Source organism: Cytobacillus sp. OWB-43 (genome assembly GCF_034651445.1).
Taxonomy (GTDB): Bacteria; Bacillota; Bacilli; order Bacillales; family Cytobacillaceae; genus Cytobacillus; species Cytobacillus kochii.
The window spans coordinates 1,839,909-1,858,720 of the sequence record NZ_JAYEFF010000001.1; the positions used below are offsets into that span (position 1 = coordinate 1,839,909).

18 protein-coding genes are annotated in these 18,812 nt (G+C 36.6%); 3 read left to right on the forward strand and 15 right to left on the reverse strand.

Annotated features, from left to right (window positions below; all coding sequences use genetic code 11):
* Together U9M49_RS09105 and U9M49_RS09110 are read right to left on the reverse strand one after the other, a co-directional pair.
* Positions 1-426, reverse strand: coding sequence for a Na(+)/H(+) antiporter subunit B (locus U9M49_RS09105; RefSeq protein ID WP_095372426.1), 426 nt, complete (start codon positions 424-426; stop codon positions 1-3).
* A complete protein-coding gene (locus tag U9M49_RS09110) occupies positions 426-2,840 on the reverse strand; it encodes a Na+/H+ antiporter subunit A (protein ID WP_157733924.1) in 2,415 nt (804 codons plus the stop codon). The genes U9M49_RS09105 and U9M49_RS09110 overlap by 1 nt, the downstream gene beginning before the upstream one ends.
* 294 nt (positions 2,841-3,134) lie before the next feature.
* On the opposite strand from U9M49_RS09110, the gene U9M49_RS09115 reads away from it, so the two are divergent.
* Positions 3,135-3,824, forward strand: a complete 690-nt coding sequence (locus U9M49_RS09115; protein WP_095372425.1) for a universal stress protein — start codon at positions 3,135-3,137, stop codon at positions 3,822-3,824.
* A gap of 46 nt (positions 3,825-3,870) precedes the next feature.
* Here U9M49_RS09115 and U9M49_RS09120 read toward each other — a convergent pair whose 3' ends face one another.
* The 8 genes from U9M49_RS09120 to nadB all read right to left on the reverse strand — a co-directional run bounded on the left by U9M49_RS09120 (position 3,871) and on the right by nadB (position 12,599).
* Positions 3,871-4,434 carry a tyrosine-type recombinase/integrase gene (locus tag U9M49_RS09120; RefSeq protein WP_095372424.1) on the reverse strand — a complete coding sequence of 188 codons (564 nt, stop codon included), beginning with the start codon at positions 4,432-4,434 and terminating at the stop codon, positions 3,871-3,873.
* A gap of 200 nt (positions 4,435-4,634) precedes the next feature.
* Complete coding sequence (locus U9M49_RS09125) at positions 4,635-5,153, reverse strand: intercompartmental signaling factor BofC (RefSeq protein WP_095372423.1); 519 nt, start codon at positions 5,151-5,153, stop codon at positions 4,635-4,637.
* Positions 5,154-5,355: 202 nt separating this feature from the next.
* Entirely contained in the window at positions 5,356-5,991 is a 636-nt protein-coding gene (locus U9M49_RS09130) for a YhcN/YlaJ family sporulation lipoprotein (RefSeq protein ID WP_322909629.1), read from the reverse strand.
* Positions 5,992-6,076: 85 nt separating this feature from the next.
* Entirely contained in the window at positions 6,077-7,063 is a 987-nt protein-coding gene (locus U9M49_RS09135; protein ID WP_095372421.1) for a phosphotransferase, read from the reverse strand.
* Positions 7,038-8,765 carry a SafA/ExsA family spore coat assembly protein gene (gene safA, locus U9M49_RS09140; RefSeq protein WP_322909630.1) on the reverse strand — a complete coding sequence of 576 codons (1,728 nt, stop codon included), beginning with the start codon at positions 8,763-8,765 and terminating at the stop codon, positions 7,038-7,040. Before safA ends, U9M49_RS09135 begins: the two co-directional genes overlap by 26 nt.
* Before the next feature lie 355 nt (positions 8,766-9,120).
* On the reverse strand, positions 9,121-10,224 hold the full coding sequence (gene nadA, locus U9M49_RS09145; RefSeq protein WP_322909631.1) for a quinolinate synthase NadA: 1,104 nt from the start codon (positions 10,222-10,224) through the stop codon (positions 9,121-9,123).
* Positions 10,211-11,074: a carboxylating nicotinate-nucleotide diphosphorylase gene (gene nadC / locus U9M49_RS09150; RefSeq protein WP_322909632.1), complete on the reverse strand. Its 864-nt coding sequence runs from the start codon at positions 11,072-11,074 to the stop codon at positions 10,211-10,213. The genes nadA and nadC overlap by 14 nt, the downstream gene beginning before the upstream one ends.
* Positions 11,028-12,599, reverse strand: a complete 1,572-nt coding sequence (nadB, locus tag U9M49_RS09155) for an L-aspartate oxidase (protein ID WP_307312755.1) — start codon at positions 12,597-12,599, stop codon at positions 11,028-11,030. Before nadB ends, nadC begins: the two co-directional genes overlap by 47 nt.
* A gap of 213 nt (positions 12,600-12,812) precedes the next feature.
* On the opposite strand from nadB, the gene U9M49_RS09160 reads away from it, so the two are divergent.
* Together U9M49_RS09160 and U9M49_RS09165 are read left to right on the forward strand one after the other, a co-directional pair.
* Positions 12,813-13,937, forward strand: coding sequence for an IscS subfamily cysteine desulfurase (locus tag U9M49_RS09160; protein WP_095372416.1), 1,125 nt, complete (start codon positions 12,813-12,815; stop codon positions 13,935-13,937).
* Between the two features lie 64 nt (positions 13,938-14,001).
* Positions 14,002-14,547 carry a transcription repressor NadR gene (locus U9M49_RS09165; protein ID WP_095372415.1) on the forward strand — a complete coding sequence of 182 codons (546 nt, stop codon included), beginning with the start codon at positions 14,002-14,004 and terminating at the stop codon, positions 14,545-14,547.
* Positions 14,548-14,610: 63 nt separating this feature from the next.
* Here U9M49_RS09165 and pheA read toward each other — a convergent pair whose 3' ends face one another.
* From pheA to rpmA, 5 genes are all read right to left on the reverse strand, one after another.
* Entirely contained in the window at positions 14,611-15,480 is an 870-nt protein-coding gene (gene pheA, locus U9M49_RS09170; RefSeq protein WP_322909633.1) for a prephenate dehydratase, read from the reverse strand.
* Positions 15,481-15,820: 340 nt separating this feature from the next.
* On the reverse strand, positions 15,821-16,276 hold the full coding sequence (locus U9M49_RS09175; protein ID WP_095372413.1) for an ACT domain-containing protein: 456 nt from the start codon (positions 16,274-16,276) through the stop codon (positions 15,821-15,823).
* Between the two features lie 25 nt (positions 16,277-16,301).
* A complete protein-coding gene (gene obgE / locus U9M49_RS09180; protein ID WP_095372412.1) occupies positions 16,302-17,591 on the reverse strand; it encodes a GTPase ObgE in 1,290 nt (429 codons plus the stop codon).
* A gap of 110 nt (positions 17,592-17,701) precedes the next feature.
* Positions 17,702-18,244, reverse strand: a complete 543-nt coding sequence (locus tag U9M49_RS09185; RefSeq protein WP_095372411.1) for a sporulation initiation phosphotransferase B — start codon at positions 18,242-18,244, stop codon at positions 17,702-17,704.
* Positions 18,245-18,510: 266 nt separating this feature from the next.
* Positions 18,511-18,804, reverse strand: a complete 294-nt coding sequence (gene rpmA, locus U9M49_RS09190) for a 50S ribosomal protein L27 (protein WP_009333115.1) — start codon at positions 18,802-18,804, stop codon at positions 18,511-18,513.
* Positions 18,805-18,812 lie beyond the last annotated feature (8 nt).

Here is an 18,812-nt window from a genome sequence, read left to right on the forward strand (position 1 = left end):
TTATCGATCCTCACTAATTGTCATAATAATAACCATTGCTGTTCCAATAACAGCTAAAGCTACACCTACATCAAAGAGCACAGCAGTCGCTAATTCGGTTTTCCCGAATATTGGTAAGTCGAAATAATCAAAAGCTTGGAATAGGAACGGCTGATCAAATAAGATTCCTCCCACTCCAGTAAATACCGCTATAAGCACACCAACAGCTGTTAAAACTTTAAAGTCAAACGGAAAGTTAACTCTAATTGAATCAATATCATATGTTAAAAACAAGAGCGTGAGAGCTGCTGCGAAAGCTAGCCCTCCAATAAATCCGCCTCCTGGATTGTGATGTCCAGCAAAAAACAAGTAAACAGCAAAGGTAAGAATAATGACTACTGCTACATTCGTTACAGCCCTTAAAATAATATCATTAGGCTTTTTCATTATTTCTCCCTCCTTGAAAATCGTAATTTAATCAGTGTATATACACTTAATGCTGTAATACATAGCACAAAGATTTCTAACATCGTATCAATACCCCTGAAATCAACTAATATCGCATTTACGATATTCTTCGCTCCTGCTAATTCATATGAATCCTCATAATAACTTGCTATCGGTTCAAATATTTGTGTACCATTTGCCGAAAACGCGAACACTGTTACCACTGCACCAACCGCAATCGATATAATTAAATTCAATGGCTTAAATGGAACACCTTTTTTATGCTTTTGCGTTTGCTCTTTGAATTTTGGTAAATGAAAAAAGCAAAGCAAGAATAAGGCTGTAGTGACCGTTTCTACTACTAGTTGAGTTAAAGCTAAATCTGGTGCTCTAAAAATGACGAAGAACAAGGATACTAAATAACCTAAAACACCTAGTGAGATAATAGCAGTCAACCTTGATTTCGCTAATAGTATTGTAAATGCAGCTACTAGCATGGAGAACATAATGGCTAACTCAAAAATGTTCACAGGGGCATCATTGGTCAAATCAATCGTAATAGAATTAGTAATGATTAATGTACCACCAATTAATAACACGAAGAATGTAAATATATAAGCAAGATAATCACGCGTGTACCCCGTCATATATTTATTTGTCACACTTGCTGCTATTCTTTGCGATGTTTCCAAACTATTATTGTATAGTGCATTAATGGTTAAATTTTGTGGATATAGACGATAAACTTTGGTCCACTTTTTCAACATTAGATACATGATTGTTCCTACAACAACGACGCCAATTGTCATATATAATTCGGCTGAAAATCCATGCCAAGCTGAAATATGGATATTCAGTACACCTTCTTCTATTAAAGAAGGAAGAATCGCTGATACGGCAGGAACTAATAATAAATCAGCAATCACATTAGGAAAGAAGAAAATAACAATAACCAATGACGCAAGGATAATAGGTGAAATAAGCATGCCTATTGGTGCTTCATGCGCCTTCTTCTCTAATCGATCTGGTTTATATTTCCCTCTAAATGTCTTAAAGACAAGAATCATACTGTATATAAAGGTAAAAACACTCGCAACCCAAGCGATAATTGGAAACAGTATACCTAATGTTTCCATATTAAATACATCCATTTCCGTTACTTTAACAACAGATGCAAAAAACATTTCCTTACTTAAAAACCCATTAAATGGTGGTAGACCTGCCATTGCAAATGAACCAATTAAGGCAACTGTAAATGTGATAGGCATAACAGTCATTAAACCACCTAGACGTCTAATATCACGCGTACCAGTTTCATGGTCAACGATGCCCACTACCATAAATAAGGCACCTTTAAATGTAGAGTGATTAATCATATGAAAAATAGCTGCTGTAATCGCCGCTGCATACACAGCAGCTTCATTTCCGTAACCGAAATAAAGGGCAGCTGATCCAATTCCAAGCAAGCTCATAATCATTCCCAATTGACTGATGGTGGAATATGCCAGTAATCCTTTTAAATCAATTTGTTTCACAGCGTTGAATGAACCATACAATAGCGTAATTAATCCAACAATTGATATAATCCAAAACCATTCTGCTGTACCACCAAATATGGGGGTTAATCTTGCAACTAAATAAATTCCTGCTTTAACCATTGTTGCTGAATGCAAATAAGCACTAATTGGTGTAGGCGCCTCCATTGCATCAGGTAACCAAATACTAAAAGGAAACTGTGCTGATTTTGTAAAAGCACCTAGTAAAATTAGTATCATTGCTGGTAAGAATAAATCATGAGCAATGATTGTCTCACTCATAGCAAACATTTCTCTAATGCTATACGTGTCCGTTATCATCGATAGCATAATAAAACCAGACAACATCGCTAAGCCGCCAAAAATCGTAATTAACATTGATTTTTGCGCACCATATCTGGATTTTTCTCTCTCATACCAATAGGCAATTAATAAAAAGGATGAGATACTCGTTAATTCCCAGAAAACATATAGAACAAGTATATTATCTGAGAATACAAGTCCTAGCATCGCTCCCATAAAAAGAAGGAGATACACATAAAAATTGTGAAGTGCTTCCTTTTCTTTTGATAAATAATAAATCGAATATAAAATAACGAGTGCACCAATACCCGTGATTAGTAATCCAAAGATCAAACTTAATCCATCTACATACATATCTAAATTAATACCAAACGAGGGGATCCATGGTATCGTTTCGTATATTGTTGCTCCTGAGGATATTTTAGGAATTAATTGAAGCAAATAAACGAATATAATAATAGGAATTAGAATAACAAACCAACCTGTATGCAATCTTTTATTGAAGTATTTATATAACAGCGGGACAAAAATCGCAAAAACAAATGGAATTAAAATCATGATGTGCAATATCGTCAACCGTAGTCCCTCCTCCTGAAATGACTGTGAATAGGTGAATATTAATAAAAAAAGCTTTTTAAAAATGGGGTGACATACTTATTCTGTCTTATGTTAATTTATCCATTACATTAATGTTTTAATTAGGGGAAAATAATGTTTCTAACTATCTTGCCACATTTCAAAAATGGCAGAATTCATTAAATTTCATTTTTTAATTGACTGTTTCATTCGCATAGGATATAGTCATACATAGTTTATTGATATTAAATGTAAATTTTTATGAATTTCACATCTATTTCGAGGTGACAAAACATGAAAAAAATTAAAGGACGTATGGACGAAAGCATTTTAGTATGCGTCTATTATGGACCAAATGGTGAAAGACTTATTCAGCGTGGATGCAAGATTGCAAACATGATGGATTGCCCTCTATATATTTTAACGATTGACCCTAAGCCTTTTGATGATATGGATGCAGAGAAGTCTCATTATATTACGAAATGGCAGCAATTAGCTGAAATGCACAGTGCTGATGCTTTCATTTTAAAAGATAATGAAAGAAGACCTGTTTCTAAAGTTATTGCTGATGTCGCTCGCGAAAAAAATATAACACAAATCATTCTTGGGCAAACGGCTCAAAGTCGCTGGGAGCAAATTGCAAAAGGGTCTATTATTAACTCTCTATTAAGAGAAGTACCTTTTGTCGACCTGCATATTATCTCAGTATCACGATCATTAAAAGATGAAGAAGGTCATTTTGAAAAAGGTGTTCGCGCTTATCTAATTAAGGACGGGGACCATTATCGACTCACTTTCAAATATTCTAATGATGTAGAATATGAAGGTATATTCTTCAAAGATCTCGGTACCGATTTTAATAATGGTGTGTTTAAGTTCATGAAAGATAAAAAAACACTGCAGGTTGAATGTACAGATGATGTCATAAAAGATTTCAAAAACGTTGATATGGCTCCTGAATTTGACGAGGAAGATGAAAAATAATACTTTCTTTCCTCTTAACGCCTCCAATTATATGGAGGTGTTTTTTTTATAAATTGACATCTACTTTTATTAGCTTTTTATCGAATTTATCAATCCCAATATACCTTAACGTTTCAGCTGGCGTATTGTGATTGTATATGTTCATTAGAATGGAAATGGCAATTCCTTTTCGATAGGCATGGTAACCAAAAGTTTTTCTTAATGTATGCGTACCAATTTTCCCTTGTACACCAACCTTTTTTGCCGCTTGGTTAATGATACGGTAAGCTTGTTGCCTTGTAATAGGTTGTTTGTTCTTTTTAGATTTAAATAAATAATCGTTGTCATTTAATTTAAATAACTTCATATAAGAAGCTAGTTCTTTCAAAATGCTGTTATTTAAATAAAATGCACGAGAATCACCATTCTTTTCATCCTTAATATATAAAAATTCTTTTAAGCCCTCTTCCTCCCATAAATCTTTAACCTTTAAAAATAATAAATCACTCACTCTTATCCCTGTATTAATCCCTAAGACAAACAGGAGTACATCCCTTTGTGAATGCAATCTTAATTCTGATTTAATTTTGTTAATGTCTTCTATATCCTTAATCGGATCCACAAACTCCACAGGATTTCCTCCTAGAAATTTTAATGTAACTTAATTGTATGTTATCAAAAATTAAGTTACATTACAACTTGTAAGTATACGGTTTAGCCCATTTATTTATATTTTTAAAATTGCTACCATTCTTGATTTTCCTCACTCCAAGACAAAATAAACTTTTACTCATTTAAAATAGCGACCTTTAAAAGGTCGCTACAGTTCATTTATAAAGAATAGCCGCTAAAAGATTTTAAAACTTCCATGTAATCATTCTTTGACTTAATTGGAATCCCTTGTTTCAACTGCTCGCATTTTTTACTTTCAAGCTTTCCTAAATCAATAGAAAAGAATGATTGAATAATTTGTGCCTTTCTAGGTTCTCCATTAAAAATGGTGAGTACACCATCTTCAGTAATGCCAAAATAACCATTTGCCTTTAATAATGGCGAAATATCATTCACTTGTTGACGAAAAACCATTTCTCCTTTTTTCATATCCATTAATTGCCACTCATCGTATTTTGCCCATAAATCTTCAAATGACCATATCGTTTCGCGCACTCGTTCCTGACTAATTTCCCCATCAATATATTCTCTTTCTAAAATAATATCTATTTGTTCTGGTTTAATTTCTTTTATTGTTTGGTTTTCATTCCCACGACTTACAGCTTGGACGCTATTATGAATACTAAAGGGAAAAGTGATGAGTAAGATAATTAAGGTTATCGCACTTAATTTCTTCATTATTGCCCCTCCTTCACCAAGTATATCCACCTCTTAATACTATATATTTTCTCCACTTTTTTTTTCCTTATACGCATACTCCCGATTGAGCCTATTCATAGGACTAAAATCAAATAACAAACATTAGGTAAATCATCTAACTCCAAAAAAAATGCACGAACAAATTTAATTTCCAAACTTGTTCGTGCTTCATTTATATTGATTACTTTGAATAAAAGATTTCATCAATATTCTCATTTATTTTTTCCATTGGGAGACCTGCTTTTACATCATTATCAATTGTATTTAGGCGAAAGAATTGACTTTCGTTCGTAACAATTCTCACTTTTCTCTCTCCAACAAAGGATTTTACCTTTGAAAAAACCTCTTGTTCAACTTGCTTTTCATCCGCATCTTTATTTAGTCTTAAAGCAATTACTATCTTCCCGTCATGCTCAGCCGCTCTCGCTTCTTTTACTTGCTCTACTTCTTCTGCATCATGGATAACTTTTTCAATTAATTCTCCTTCATAAGATTGATAATAGTTAGACCGCGGTACATGATTATACTCAATATGGCCATTATAATTGACATCTGTTTTGCTGAATTTCCCATCTCTTGTTGTATCCGTTTCATCTCCTAGAGAATGATCCATCCACTCTGTTACTGCACCATCATCATCATTTAATAGGTTAAATTTCGATTTTTGATTATGCTGTTCATTCGTATAATAACCCATAGGTACCGTCCGATTCCGGTTCTCATCTGTCGTCTCACTCGCATCGTTATTCGTACCACAGGCAGCTAAACTCATCGACATCACAACAGCAAAAGGGACAAATAGAATCTTCTTTTGCATTTAACATACCCCCACTGGTAATATTGGAGATTTTTCATCTCTTTACTATTTTGCAAAAAACAAGGGGCAGTCATACAAATTAGATTTATCCATCTATTCTTTTTTTCAGCTCTTCCACAAATAATTTCCTTTTCTGAAATTGATCAATGGTTAAGGATAATAATGGTCGCATTTTCTTTGGATAAATATAGGTTCGTTCTCGAATACACCTGTTCCACTCCCGAAAGACATCAGTTGGATAAGAGAGAGCGTACAAAGATTGGTTACTAGTAGTGAGTTCCTTTAATTGAGGGAACTTCTCCATTTCATTTAACTCCCAATCAAGCGTTGGCAAAATTCTGTTTGCGTACTGTAAATAATCATATTCCTTTTGGCCAATGGATATTAAGTCAAAATCAATTAAAAATAATTGGTTACTATCATCGCGAATAAAATTATGATGAGCCACATCACCGTGAAGTATCACTTCATTCGCTTCAATTGTCTGTTCTTTTCCCCCCATACCAGATAAAGACCAATCTGCCCATGCTAAATATTCAGCCATTATCTCTTTTGGTATAAAATACTTTAAAATACTTTCATTTTTTTTGAATTGCACAGTCCGAATTCTCCATTTATCTCGCTGGTGGTGGGGGGACAATAATGTAACATAACGATCCTTTAATTTTTTTGAGACATGATGAAATTTGTCAATGAGATCTAACCCTTCTTTACGGTTGGTTTCGTTTTGGTAAGTAAAAGGCTGTTCAGAAGGGAGGATATAAAATAAGCATCCAAAATAAATTCCATCGAAAAATAACGGTGGATCCTTTGCTAAAGGAAGAAAGGAATAAGTATGAACAAACCCCTCCTTTATTAATGAAGAGGTAAATGTTTCTTGAAGTTTAAACTTATGATAAGAACGAAACCCTTTTAATATAAATGGTGTGTGGTTTGTTTCTACTTTAAAAACATTTTGCCTGATTTGATTAATTTCTAATATGGTCCATGGTATTTGCTTTTGTAAATAGGAGAGGAGACGATTATGATGATCGTCTCCTTTAACATTATCCTTCGAAGTCACTGCTTTCATCATAGCCTCTTGGCATTCCAAACGGTTGTGCGCCACCCATTGGTGCATAGCCATATGGGGAACCATGGTGCGGCATCGGACTATAAGGATAGCCAAAACCCTGATTCATCGGTGCTTGATATTGAGGGCCACCACACCCACAATCTTGTGTTCCTGCTACAGTTGGAGGCATTGGCATTTGACTGTGGCTAGGACTTAACGGCATCTGGCTTTGACTTGGACTTAACGGTAATTGTTCTCCTGACTCACTCACACCTTGCACCTGTGGATAGAACGGCATTACACCATGATGATGCATCATATGATGTGGCGGGCATGGCGGTGGACATGGTGGCGGGCATGGATAGCAAGGCTGCTGCATCGCCGGCATCATATAAGTCGGTTGTAGCGGTAATTGCTGATCAAACGCTCCCCCTACTTGTGGTGGAAGCTGTGCTTGTTGATCATAGGCACCACTCACTTGCGGCGGGAGCTGTGCTTGTTGATCATAAGCACCGCCCACTTGTGGAGGGAGCTGCGCTTGTTGATCGTACATACCTCCTACTTGCGGCGGGAGCTGTGCTTGCTGATCATACATACCTCCTACTTGTGGCGGGAGCTGTGCTTGCTGATCGTACATACCTCCTACTTGCGGCGGGAGTTGCGCTTGCTGATCGTACATACCTCCTACTTGTGGCGGAAGTTGTGCTTGCTGGTCGTACATACCTCCTACTTGTGGCGACAGTTGTGCCTGTTGTTGATTTTGATATGGTGACATATATGAAGAACTTTCTTCATGATAATTCGGACTCTCTACACCCGCTACCATACCTTGTTGCTGATAGGGGTTGTAAGCACCTTGATTTTGAGGATAGTAAGGCTGTTGCATGCCAGGTTGGAACATATTAGGGTTATAAGGATACATAAGTTGATCATAACCTCCTTGGATTTGCTCCTTCCCTTTAATAGAAGGAGATTGTGATGCCTCAGTCGACTTAGGTAAGATATTGGTTGGTTTTGGTGGTAATTGCGGCATAGGTTTTAATGGCTTTTGTTCTTGAACAGGTTTTAATGGCTTTTGCTCTTGAACAGGCTTTAACGGCTTTTGCTCTTGAACAGGTTTTAACGGCTTTTGCTCTTGAACAGGCTTTAACGGCTTTTGTTCTTGAACAGGCTTTAACGGCTTTTGTTCTTGAACAGGTTTTAAAGGTTTTTGCTCTTGAACAGGTTTTAAAGGTTTTTGCTCTTGAACAGGTTTTAACGGCTTTTGTTCTTGAACAGGCTTTAACGGCTTTTGTTCTTGAACAGGTTTTAAAGGTTTTTGCTCTTGAACAGGTTTTAACGGCTTTTGTGTTTCGAAATTCATCATATAGTAGTTGTTTATATCGATATCCGGCAGGATTTGTTTAGGCATTTTAGGTTTATACGGTTTTTTCACTTCTTTTTTTACTGCTTCTTTCTTTACTTCTTCCTTCTTTACCTGTTCTTTCGGCATCTCTTTTGGCATTTCTTTTTTAGAGCCTACGTTAATCTTTGTTCCTGATAGGGGTGCTTCCTTCTTAATCATCCCACCTGCTCCTGGTACTTTAATTTTCATACCCGGCATAATCATATCAGGGTTACTTAACTGAGTATTCATCTTTTTAAGCTCTTCGAAATTCACGCCGTACTTCTTCGCAATCTTCCATAGGGTATCACCCTTTTGAACGATATGGATTTTCACGCTGGTTCCCTCCTATACAAAACAAACTTTCATTGATGAGAGCTTTATACCATCAATGATTATAACGAATCGGGATAAAAAGTAGCTGCCTAACACCTATAAATACGTGCGGGCTCATACCTACTTCTCGACGAGTCCATATATTCTATGAAGGAATGGGCAAATTGCTAATAATCTTCAAAAAAACTTATGCAGAAATCATGAAAATTATGATAAACATTAAAGGAAAGCACAAAAAAAGGATTTTTTTAATGAAAATTCTGAACAGACTTATGAAATGATTTTTTGTCCACAGCAACATTTTTTGATTCACCCATAAAAAAAACTACCTAATGAAAGGTAGCCTTATTTCAATTTATTTTATTACCAACATGCGTGCTAAAGCTTGTTTTGCTCCTGCAGCGATTTGATCATCAACCTTGATTTGATTTATGGGCTCACCTTTCTCCAACATTTCTAAATTCCATGCCAAATGCATTAAATCAATGCGATTCATTGTCATACATGGACACATATGTGGATTTAATGAAACAATCTGTTTATCTGGATGTGATTGAATGAGACGATTTACTAAGTTCATTTCAGTGCCAATTGCCCACTGAGAACCTGGCTTACTCTTTTCGATTGCCTGAATAATATCATTCGTAGAACCATCCATATCAGACCGCTCAACAACTTCTCTTCTACACTCAGGATGAACAATGATTTTCATTTCTGGTCTGTTTTTTCGTATATCTTCGATGTTCCTCACTGTAAAATTCTCATGCACTGAGCAATGACCTTTCCATAAAATCACTTTGATCTGCTCATTTCCTCCATCAAATTCTAATCTATGTTGAATCGGATCCCAGACTGCCATTTCATCTAAAGCAATACCTAACTTATAGGCTGTATTTCTGCCAAGATGCTGATCCGGCAAGAACAAAATCCTTTCCTTTTGTTGGAGCGCCCATTTTACCACTTCTACTGCATTGGAAGAAGTAACGGTCGCTCCACCATGTTCACCCACAAATGATTTAATGGCAGCTGTTGAATTTACATAAGTAAGCGGTAAAATGGTCTCCCCAAATCGCTCGGTTAATAGCTCCCATCCTCTTTCTGTTTGATGGATATTAGCCATATCAGCCATTGAACAGCCCGCTCTCATATCTGGTAAATAGACTTTTTGATTTTTAGTTGTTAAGATATCGGCTGTTTCTGCCATAAAATGTACACCGCAAAACACGATAAACTCAGCTCGGGTATTCTGCGCACAAAATTGTGCTAATTTTAATGAATCACCTGTACTATCAGCAAATTGTATCACTTCATCTTTTTGATAATGGTGGCCTGGAATATACAACTTGTCTCCAAAGGTACCCTTCACGCGACGCACAATATTTTCTAACTGCCCATTAGATAAAGAACGATATTTTTCTGGTAGTATCGTTTGTTTTTCAATCGTGTCAAATAGATTCATTTCGCTTCTCCTTCTCTATCATAGACATTCTCACACTAATATCAAGTGCGGCAACTGAATGTGTTAAAGCACCAATCGAAATATAGTCAACACCTGTTTGTCCATACTTATGAAGTTCCTCTAAACGGATACCTCCTGATGCCTCGGTTATAACACCTTTCGGCACATAAGTTAACCAATCTTTTATTTCATTAGGTGTACGATTATCAAACATAATGACATCTGCGCCAGCAGTAATCGCTTCATTCAATTGCGCTATACTCTCAATTTCGACCTCTATCTTAACCATATGTCCAATCTTTGACTTCACACTTTCTACTGCTTTACTTATCGAGCCTGCAAAGCTTATATGATTATCTTTAATCATGACCGCATCATATAATCCGTAGCGGTGATTATAACCACCACCTGTTCGAACTGCATATTTCTCAAGCATTCTTAATCCAGGTGTTGTTTTTCTTGTATCGACAATACGTGTATGTGTGCTATTTAATAAATCAACCGCTTTCTTTGTTTTCGTTGCGATTGCACACATTCGTTGCACTAAATTCAAAATTACACGCTCTCCTTTTAAAAGTGCTGAGATTGGCCCATATACTTTAAGTAAGACTTCCCCTTGATTAAACCACTCACCTTCCTGTTTGAAGAATTCAAAATGGCATTCATTAGATAACAAAGGAAAGCCTGTCGTTATGATCTCTCTACCGCAAAACACACCTGTATCCTTCGCTAGAAAAGTAATTGCACCTCTTTCGTGTTCTCCAAAGATCAATTCTGTCGTTACATCTCTTTCACCAATATCTTCAATGAAGTAATGCTCTAATTGTTTGCGAAGTTTCAATGTATTCATCATGATCACCTTTCTTTTCATGCTTAATTTCTTTTTTCATCCATTCTTCCATTTCAATTGGAAAGTCCTCACGAAAATGTCCCCCTCTACTTTCATTCCGTTTAAGGGCTGATTTCGTAATGCATTTTGATATTTCCATCATAAAAACGATTTCAATCTCCTCTTGTGATAGATAATCTAATGATTGTGGGAGATGAAAATGATTGAGATAACGTAACTGATCTTGTAAGTTGGCCTTATTCCTTACTATGCCAACATATTCCATCATTCGGTTTTGAATATCTTCTTTTGCAGGTAATCTTCCTTGGATATTCTCTTTCTTAATTTCAAAACGATAATCGCTTCTTTTACCTACGTCATGATCCTTACTCTTATTTATTTGCTGAGCTACTTTTTTACCAAAATACAAACCTTCTAAAAGAGAGTTACTAGCTAAACGATTTGCTCCATGCACGCCCGTCCTTGCCACTTCCCCCATTGCATAAAGATGAGCAATACTTGTTTCGCCACTATCATTCGTCTTGACCCCACCCATAAGAAAGTGGGCACCAGGCGAAACTGGTATTAATTGATCTTCAAGATTAACACCATTAGCTTCACATAATTTACTAATAGTCGGAAATCGAGTAGTAAATCGTGCCACCTGCTGGATATTTAAATAAACTTTTCTACCTTGCTTCATAGTTTGATAAATTTCTTGAGCGACAATATGCCTCGGAGCCAAATCCTCAAGTGGGTGAACTCCCTTCATTATCGAAATTCCTTGTTCATCAACTAAAACGCCACCTTCCCCACGAACAGCTTCAGAAATAAGACCTTTCGTTTCACCACCCACGTATAATAAAGTCGGATGGAATTGAATAAATTCAAGATCCGTTAATATAGCCCCTGCCCGATGTGCAAGAGCTAAACCATCACCGGTAACAACAGGGCTATTAGATGTATATTGAAACAACTGACCACACCCACCAGTTGCTAAAACCACATGTTTGGCGAAAATGATATGGGTTTCGTCTTTTTTTTTCACTTTTACGCCATAGCAAATTTTTCGTTTAACGAGAAGCTCATAAACAAATGCATTTGTTATTACTTCAATATGTTTAGGTAATTGACTGATCATAAAATCAACAAGATGCTTCCCCGTCGCATCGCCGCCACTATGCACAATTCTTTTTTTACAATGCGCTCCTTCTAACCCAAGTGATAATTCCCCGTTTGTATTCTCATCAAATGGAAAGCCTAGTGCACTTAACTCATGAATTAAATCAGGTGCCTCCTTTGTTAAAGCTTCCACAACCCGTTCCTCATTGTGATAGCATCCAGCATTCAAAGTATCTTGTAAATGGAGGGCCCAATCATCCTCTTTACTGAGCGAAGCAGCAACCCCTCCTTGTGCTAAATAAGAATTACTACTTCTCATATCTGACTTTGTGATAATTATCACATGCAAATCATTACGAATTTTTTGTGCTAATTGAAGAGCAGCTACACCACTCCCAATAATAACCACATCTAAACTTTTCATTGTGATCCTCCTGACAGTAAACTATACAGGTAAAATTAACATATGTCTTGACACTTATATTTACACAGATTTAAACTGATGACAAGAGTTTTTAACAATATTTATTTCCCTACTTGTAATAATTAGGTTAAAGCCTAGAAATGAATACAGATGATGATGGATAAGACCTTCATACATCCCCTTCTATTCAAAAACAAAGGAATGAAGCCATTTATGATTTACTTAGACTATGCCGCCACTTGCCCCTTATCAAAAGAAGCGGCTGATGCATATGTAAGAACTGCTACTGAATTTTATGGAAACACAGAAAGCTTTCATGATATAGGCAGTCGGGCACATGATTTACTGGAACAATGCCGTTTGACGCTAGCTTCTTTTCTACATGTACCGAGTAGTGGAATTTATTTTACGAGTGGAGGGACGGAAAGTAACCTTATTTGTATCCGATCTCTTTTAACCTTAACGAATACAAAAGGACATATTATTACCACATTAGCTGAGCATTCTTCTATTTCTAACTTTTTATCTATACTTGAAGATAATGGTTATGAGGTGACTTATCTACCATTTGATCATAATGGTCAAATTGATTCTAAACAATTCGCGGCCGCTATTAGGCCAGATACCATTCTTGCTATTATTCAACATGCCAATAGTGAACTTGGTTCAATCCAACCAATCGAAGAAATAAGCGCATTATGTAAAATTCATCAAATCTACCTTCATTGTGACTGTGTCCATTCCTTTACGAAAGTAGATATCACTCCTGTGAGCCAAGTCGTTGATAGTCTTGCAATATCTGCCCATAAATTTTACGGACCAAAAGGAGCCGGTTTAGCCTATATACATCCTGCACATCCCATTCGTGGCTTACTACCAAATACTTCACATGAAAAGGGATTGAGGCCAGGTACAGTCAATCTACCAGCTATAGTCGCTATGACAATAGCTGCGGATGAAAGTATGAGAACATGGAAACAAACAAGAACGCACGCACAAATCCTTCGCCAAGCTTTCATCACTCATTGTGTCCATTTTGACTCTATTATTTATGAGGCACCAAAAGAAAGACAAATCCCATCTACTATAGGGATGCGAATACCTGGAATTGAGGGACAGTATGTGATGTTAGAAGCGAACCGAAAAGGCTTTTGCATTGCTACTGGTAGTGCTTGTGCGACCAATGCGCAATTGCCATCCTCAGCTATGTCTGCCATCGGTGTTAATGGAAAAGCGGCGAAAGAATTTTTCAGAATATCTACTGGAACAGAAACCTCGAAAGAACAATTAATCGCACTTGCCGAATTGCTAGCAACAATAAAGGAAAGCATGGGATAACTTTATTTATACTGGTTTCCTATGGTAAAATTATTGATTATGGTTATAGTAGAGGGGATTAAGAATGAGCGAACAAAAAAAGGTGCTTGGAGAAGACAGACGGATGAAACTACTACAATTATTGAAGGAAAGTGAAGAGCCTATTACAGGTAGTGAACTAGCAGCAAAGTACCATGTAAGCAGACAAGTAATCGTTGGTGATATTACACTGTTAAAAGCAAGAAGCGAACCAATTATTGCCACAAGTCAAGGATACTTAAGGTTAAATCATACTTCACCACATCCGGTAGCTACAAGAACAATAGCTAGTAACCATTCACCTGAACAAACTGAAGAAGAGTTAAACTTACTTGTTGATCATGGGGTCACTGTAAAAGATGTCACAATCGAGCATCCAGTATATGGTGATTTGACAGCATCTATTATGGTTTCTGACCGCAAAGAAGTAAAACAGTTTATGAAGAAAATTCATTCTACTCAATCTAGTTATTTATCAGAATTAACAGGTGGGATTCATTTACACACGATTACGAGCAGCAGTGAAGCAAAGCTTGACGAAGCAGAAGAGGCATTGAAAAAATCAGGATTTCTTATCGAAATAGATACATAATACTTGCTAGGAAATGGTACTTTATAAAAAGAAAGTAGAGCATGTACTCTACTTTCTTTTTTGTTATTTATGAGTCAATTCTTCTATTTTCCCGAGTTGATATGAAGGATAACTACCTAAAATTTGCACTTTGCAACCTAATGCCTCTAATTCCGCCTTTACGCCCGGAATAAGGACATCATCTATTTTCTGGTCGATATCAATAATAAAGAAATAATTCCCTAATCCTGTTTTCATTGGTCTTGACTCGATTTTTGATAAATTTAAATTTCTCCATGAAAAGGCGGATAGCACTTGGTGAAGTGCTCCAGCACGATCATCAGGTAACGAGACCATAACAGTTGTCTTATATCCTTTTGACTTCTGCGCTGTCTTGAGGTGACAATCTTGCTTTGCCACTACAATAAACCGTGTATGATTATGTGAATAATCATGAATATCTTGGTGAGCAATGGTTAATTGATATTCTTCTGCTGCTAAAGCATTGGCTATTGCAGCAACCTTTTCGTCAGGATGGTCACTTACATATTTTGCAGCTGCAGCCGTTGATGTCATATTAACAAGTTCAACAGCTTTTAAAGTCGAATGTAGGAAGCGATGGCATTGAGCAATCGCATGAGAATGGCTATATACCGTTTGAACATCTTCTAGTTTTTGGCTAGGATGAATAAGTAAATGTTGTCTAATAGGGATGGTCATTTCACCCACAATTGGGTAAAGTGCCTCATGAACTAAATAATCTAAAGTAATATTAACTGATCCTTCTAATGCATTTTCAATTGGTACAACAGCTAAATCAATTTCATCATTTGCTAAAGAATCTAAACAAGCAGGAATGGTTGCTTGTGGAATTGCTCTATCTTCTGGAAATAACCCGCGAACGGCTATATCTGTAAAAGTAGCAACTGGTCCTAAGAAGCCTATTTTTTTCATTGTGAACACCTTTCATCAGTAGCTTCATTCTATGTAGCCACAACAAATTTGAATTATGAAAAAACTCATTATACTATACTTTAACACTTTAGTTTATGGATGTAAAAGAGGTTTTTATCTTTTTTTATAAGATATCTTTCTTATTAAAATCGAGATAGTTTATATGAGCTGTCGATGAGTAAACAAATACGGTTTGACTTGCCTATTATTTCATTGCCTCTGACTCGTTTCTACATGTATGTTTGAAACTTCACCATTTTATTTTACTAAGCTGTTTGAGTGATTCATTTTAGGTATAATAACCCCCTTTTTAAAATGAATAAGACGCAAGAGTTTTAACTCATGCGCCTGAACTTAATACTTCTACTTTATCTACAAATTCTAGTTTCCTTAAATCGGATAATAAATGATCGATTCCTACCGCCATATCAGCAACATTTAGTGACAAGGTGACATTGGCACGACCTAAAATCGGAATGGTTTGATGGATGGTTAATACGTTACAACCTGATCCAGCCACAATACTTAATAATTGTGACAATGTGCCCGAACGATCCTCCAAATGAAAAAACAATGTAATAATTCTTTCCTTCACGATTGTATGAAAAGGAAAAACAGTATCGCGATATTTATAAAATGCGCTGCGACTCAAATCAACTTTATGGACAGCGTCCCAGACAGATTCTGCTTTTCCCCTTTCAATCATTTCTTTTGCATCCAAAGTCTTTTTCATAGCCTCAGGCAATACATCTTCTCGGACAAGGAAGAATTTTTTATCTAATTTATCCTGTTTCATCTTTCACCTCATTGATATTTTAAGGTTAGTCAATAAATTCAAATTCATAATCTAATAACTTGACGATATCCCCGTCTTTTGCACCTTTTTCGCGTAATGCTTCATCTACACCCATCCCTCTTAATTGACGGGCGAAACGTCTAACCGATTCATCTCTGCTAAAATCAGTCATCTTAAATAATTTCTCAACTGCATCACCAGACACAATAAAGTCACCAGCTGAATCTCTTGTAATCGTAAATTCTACTTGATCTGCTTCATGTTTATAAAGTACACGGTGAACTCCTGTATCCTCTTCTTCATGTTCAAGTGGGAATTCTGGTGTTTCTTCTACCTTATCTGCAATCGCAAATAGTAGCTCACGTAATCCAGACCTTGTAACTGCAGAGATCGGGAAAATTGGATACTCTTCTTCAAGCTGCTCCTTAAATGCCGCTAAGTGTTCTTCTGCATCAGGCATGTCCATCTTGTTAGCTACAATAATTTGTGGACGTTCTGTTAAACGTAAATTATATTCCTGTAATTCATTATTGATCGTCACATAATCTTCGTAAGGATCTCTGCCTTCCATTCCTGACATATCAATCACATGAACAATTACTCGTGTACGTTCAATATGTCTTAAAAATTGATGTCCCAGGCCCACTCCAGAATGAGCACCTTCAATTAACCCAGGTAAATCAGCCATGACAAAACTACGATTATCTTCTGTTTCTACCATACCCAAATTAGGAACGATTGTCGTAAAATGATACGCGCCAATTTTCGGCCTAGCAGCAGAAACGACAGAAAGTAAAGTCGACTTACCAACACTTGGGAATCCAACTAGCCCTACATCTGCAAGCAATTTCAACTCAAGCATAACTTCTCTCTCTTGACCTGGCTCTCCATGTTCTGATAATTCCGGTGCAGGATTGGCAGGTGTAGCGAACCGTGAATTTCCACGACCTCCACGGCCACCTTTTGCTATAATTGCCTGTTGGCCATGCTCAGTTAAATCCGCAATTACTTCACCAGTCTCAGCATCTGTAACCACAGTTCCCGGCGGTACTTTTATAATCATGTCCTTCGAATTTCTGCCATGCTGATTTTTAGACATTCCATGCTCACCACGTTCCGCTTTGAAATGTCGTTTATATCTAAAATCCATTAACGTTCTTAAACCTTCTTCAACAATAAAGACAACATTCGCGCCCTTACCACCGTCCCCACCAGCTGGACCGCCTTTAGGAACATATTTTTCACGACGAAAGGCTACCATTCCGTTCCCACCGTCGCCACCTTTTACATACACCTTGACCTGATCGACAAACATAAGATCTACTTCCTCCTATTCAAAAGATGCACATGAATATGAACACCCTTGACTCTCGCTGTTTATAATATCTTTTACTGACTAGCTTTTTACTATTAAATAAATCCATTTTACTTCTCTTCAAAAAGAACAAAGAAATCAAATGATATTTCATCTTCTGTTAAGCGTCTCACTGTAAGCCCCATACTTGTTGATTGCTCTAGTAAAAATAAGCGAATCTGCTGCATATAAGTAATTGTTCCACTAAAATCAAAAAAGAAACGGACACCCTGCTTTTCTGGATTAATTGATATAGATAAATGATTATCAGCAAATGGCTGTACAGCATCATTTAAGCAAGAGAAAAAAGATCTTGTCCAATCAGTTAAACTTTTATCATCCAGTTGATCACATTTGAATACTTCATAAACGTCATACTCTAATTGAAATTTTGGATTTCGCCAATTGTACGTAAATAAAAGTGAAGCAAATTGAGGCATTTGTAGGTTTGATAACTTTGCCTCTTGTTGCGCCTCCACAACAATTTCATCAATAATTTCTTTTGCCCGTTCCACCTTATTTAAGCTTAAATTGCCTTTAATTAGTTGTATTTTATTTAACCAATCATGCCTTGCATGACGTAGCACTTCAACAATATCCCAATCTTTTTCCATAATTGACTCCTACATCTTCTTTTATGGTCCTCAGCCATTACATTGATATGGTGTTAGTATAACAAAAAAAAACCATAGCCGTATGTATCTTAGCAAAAAGAAAGGTAAGAATTTTTAAATCTGCCCCTATATTTAAGGTTCCATCAATAGAAATGCATAAAAAGTAGCGGACTTTTATCAAAAGAGGACAGTTTGAGGAGATATATGTGGGATGAATGACATGAAGAGAACTCTAACCATTAATGGTTAGAGTTCTCCACTCAATCTTATGCTTCTTGAGCTGCAGGGTATACGCTAACTTGCTTACGGTCACGTCCAAGACGCTCAAATTTTACAACTCCGTCCACTTTCGCGAAAAGAGTATCGTCTCCACCTTTACCCACGTTTACACCTGGGTAAATTTTCGTACCGCGTTGACGGTAAAGAATAGAACCACCAGTAACGAATTGACCATCTGCACGCTTAGCGCCTAAGCGTTTAGAGATTGAGTCACGTCCGTTCTTTGTAGAACCTACTCCTTTTTTAGATGCGAATAACTGAAGATCTAATTTTAATAGCATGAAATCCA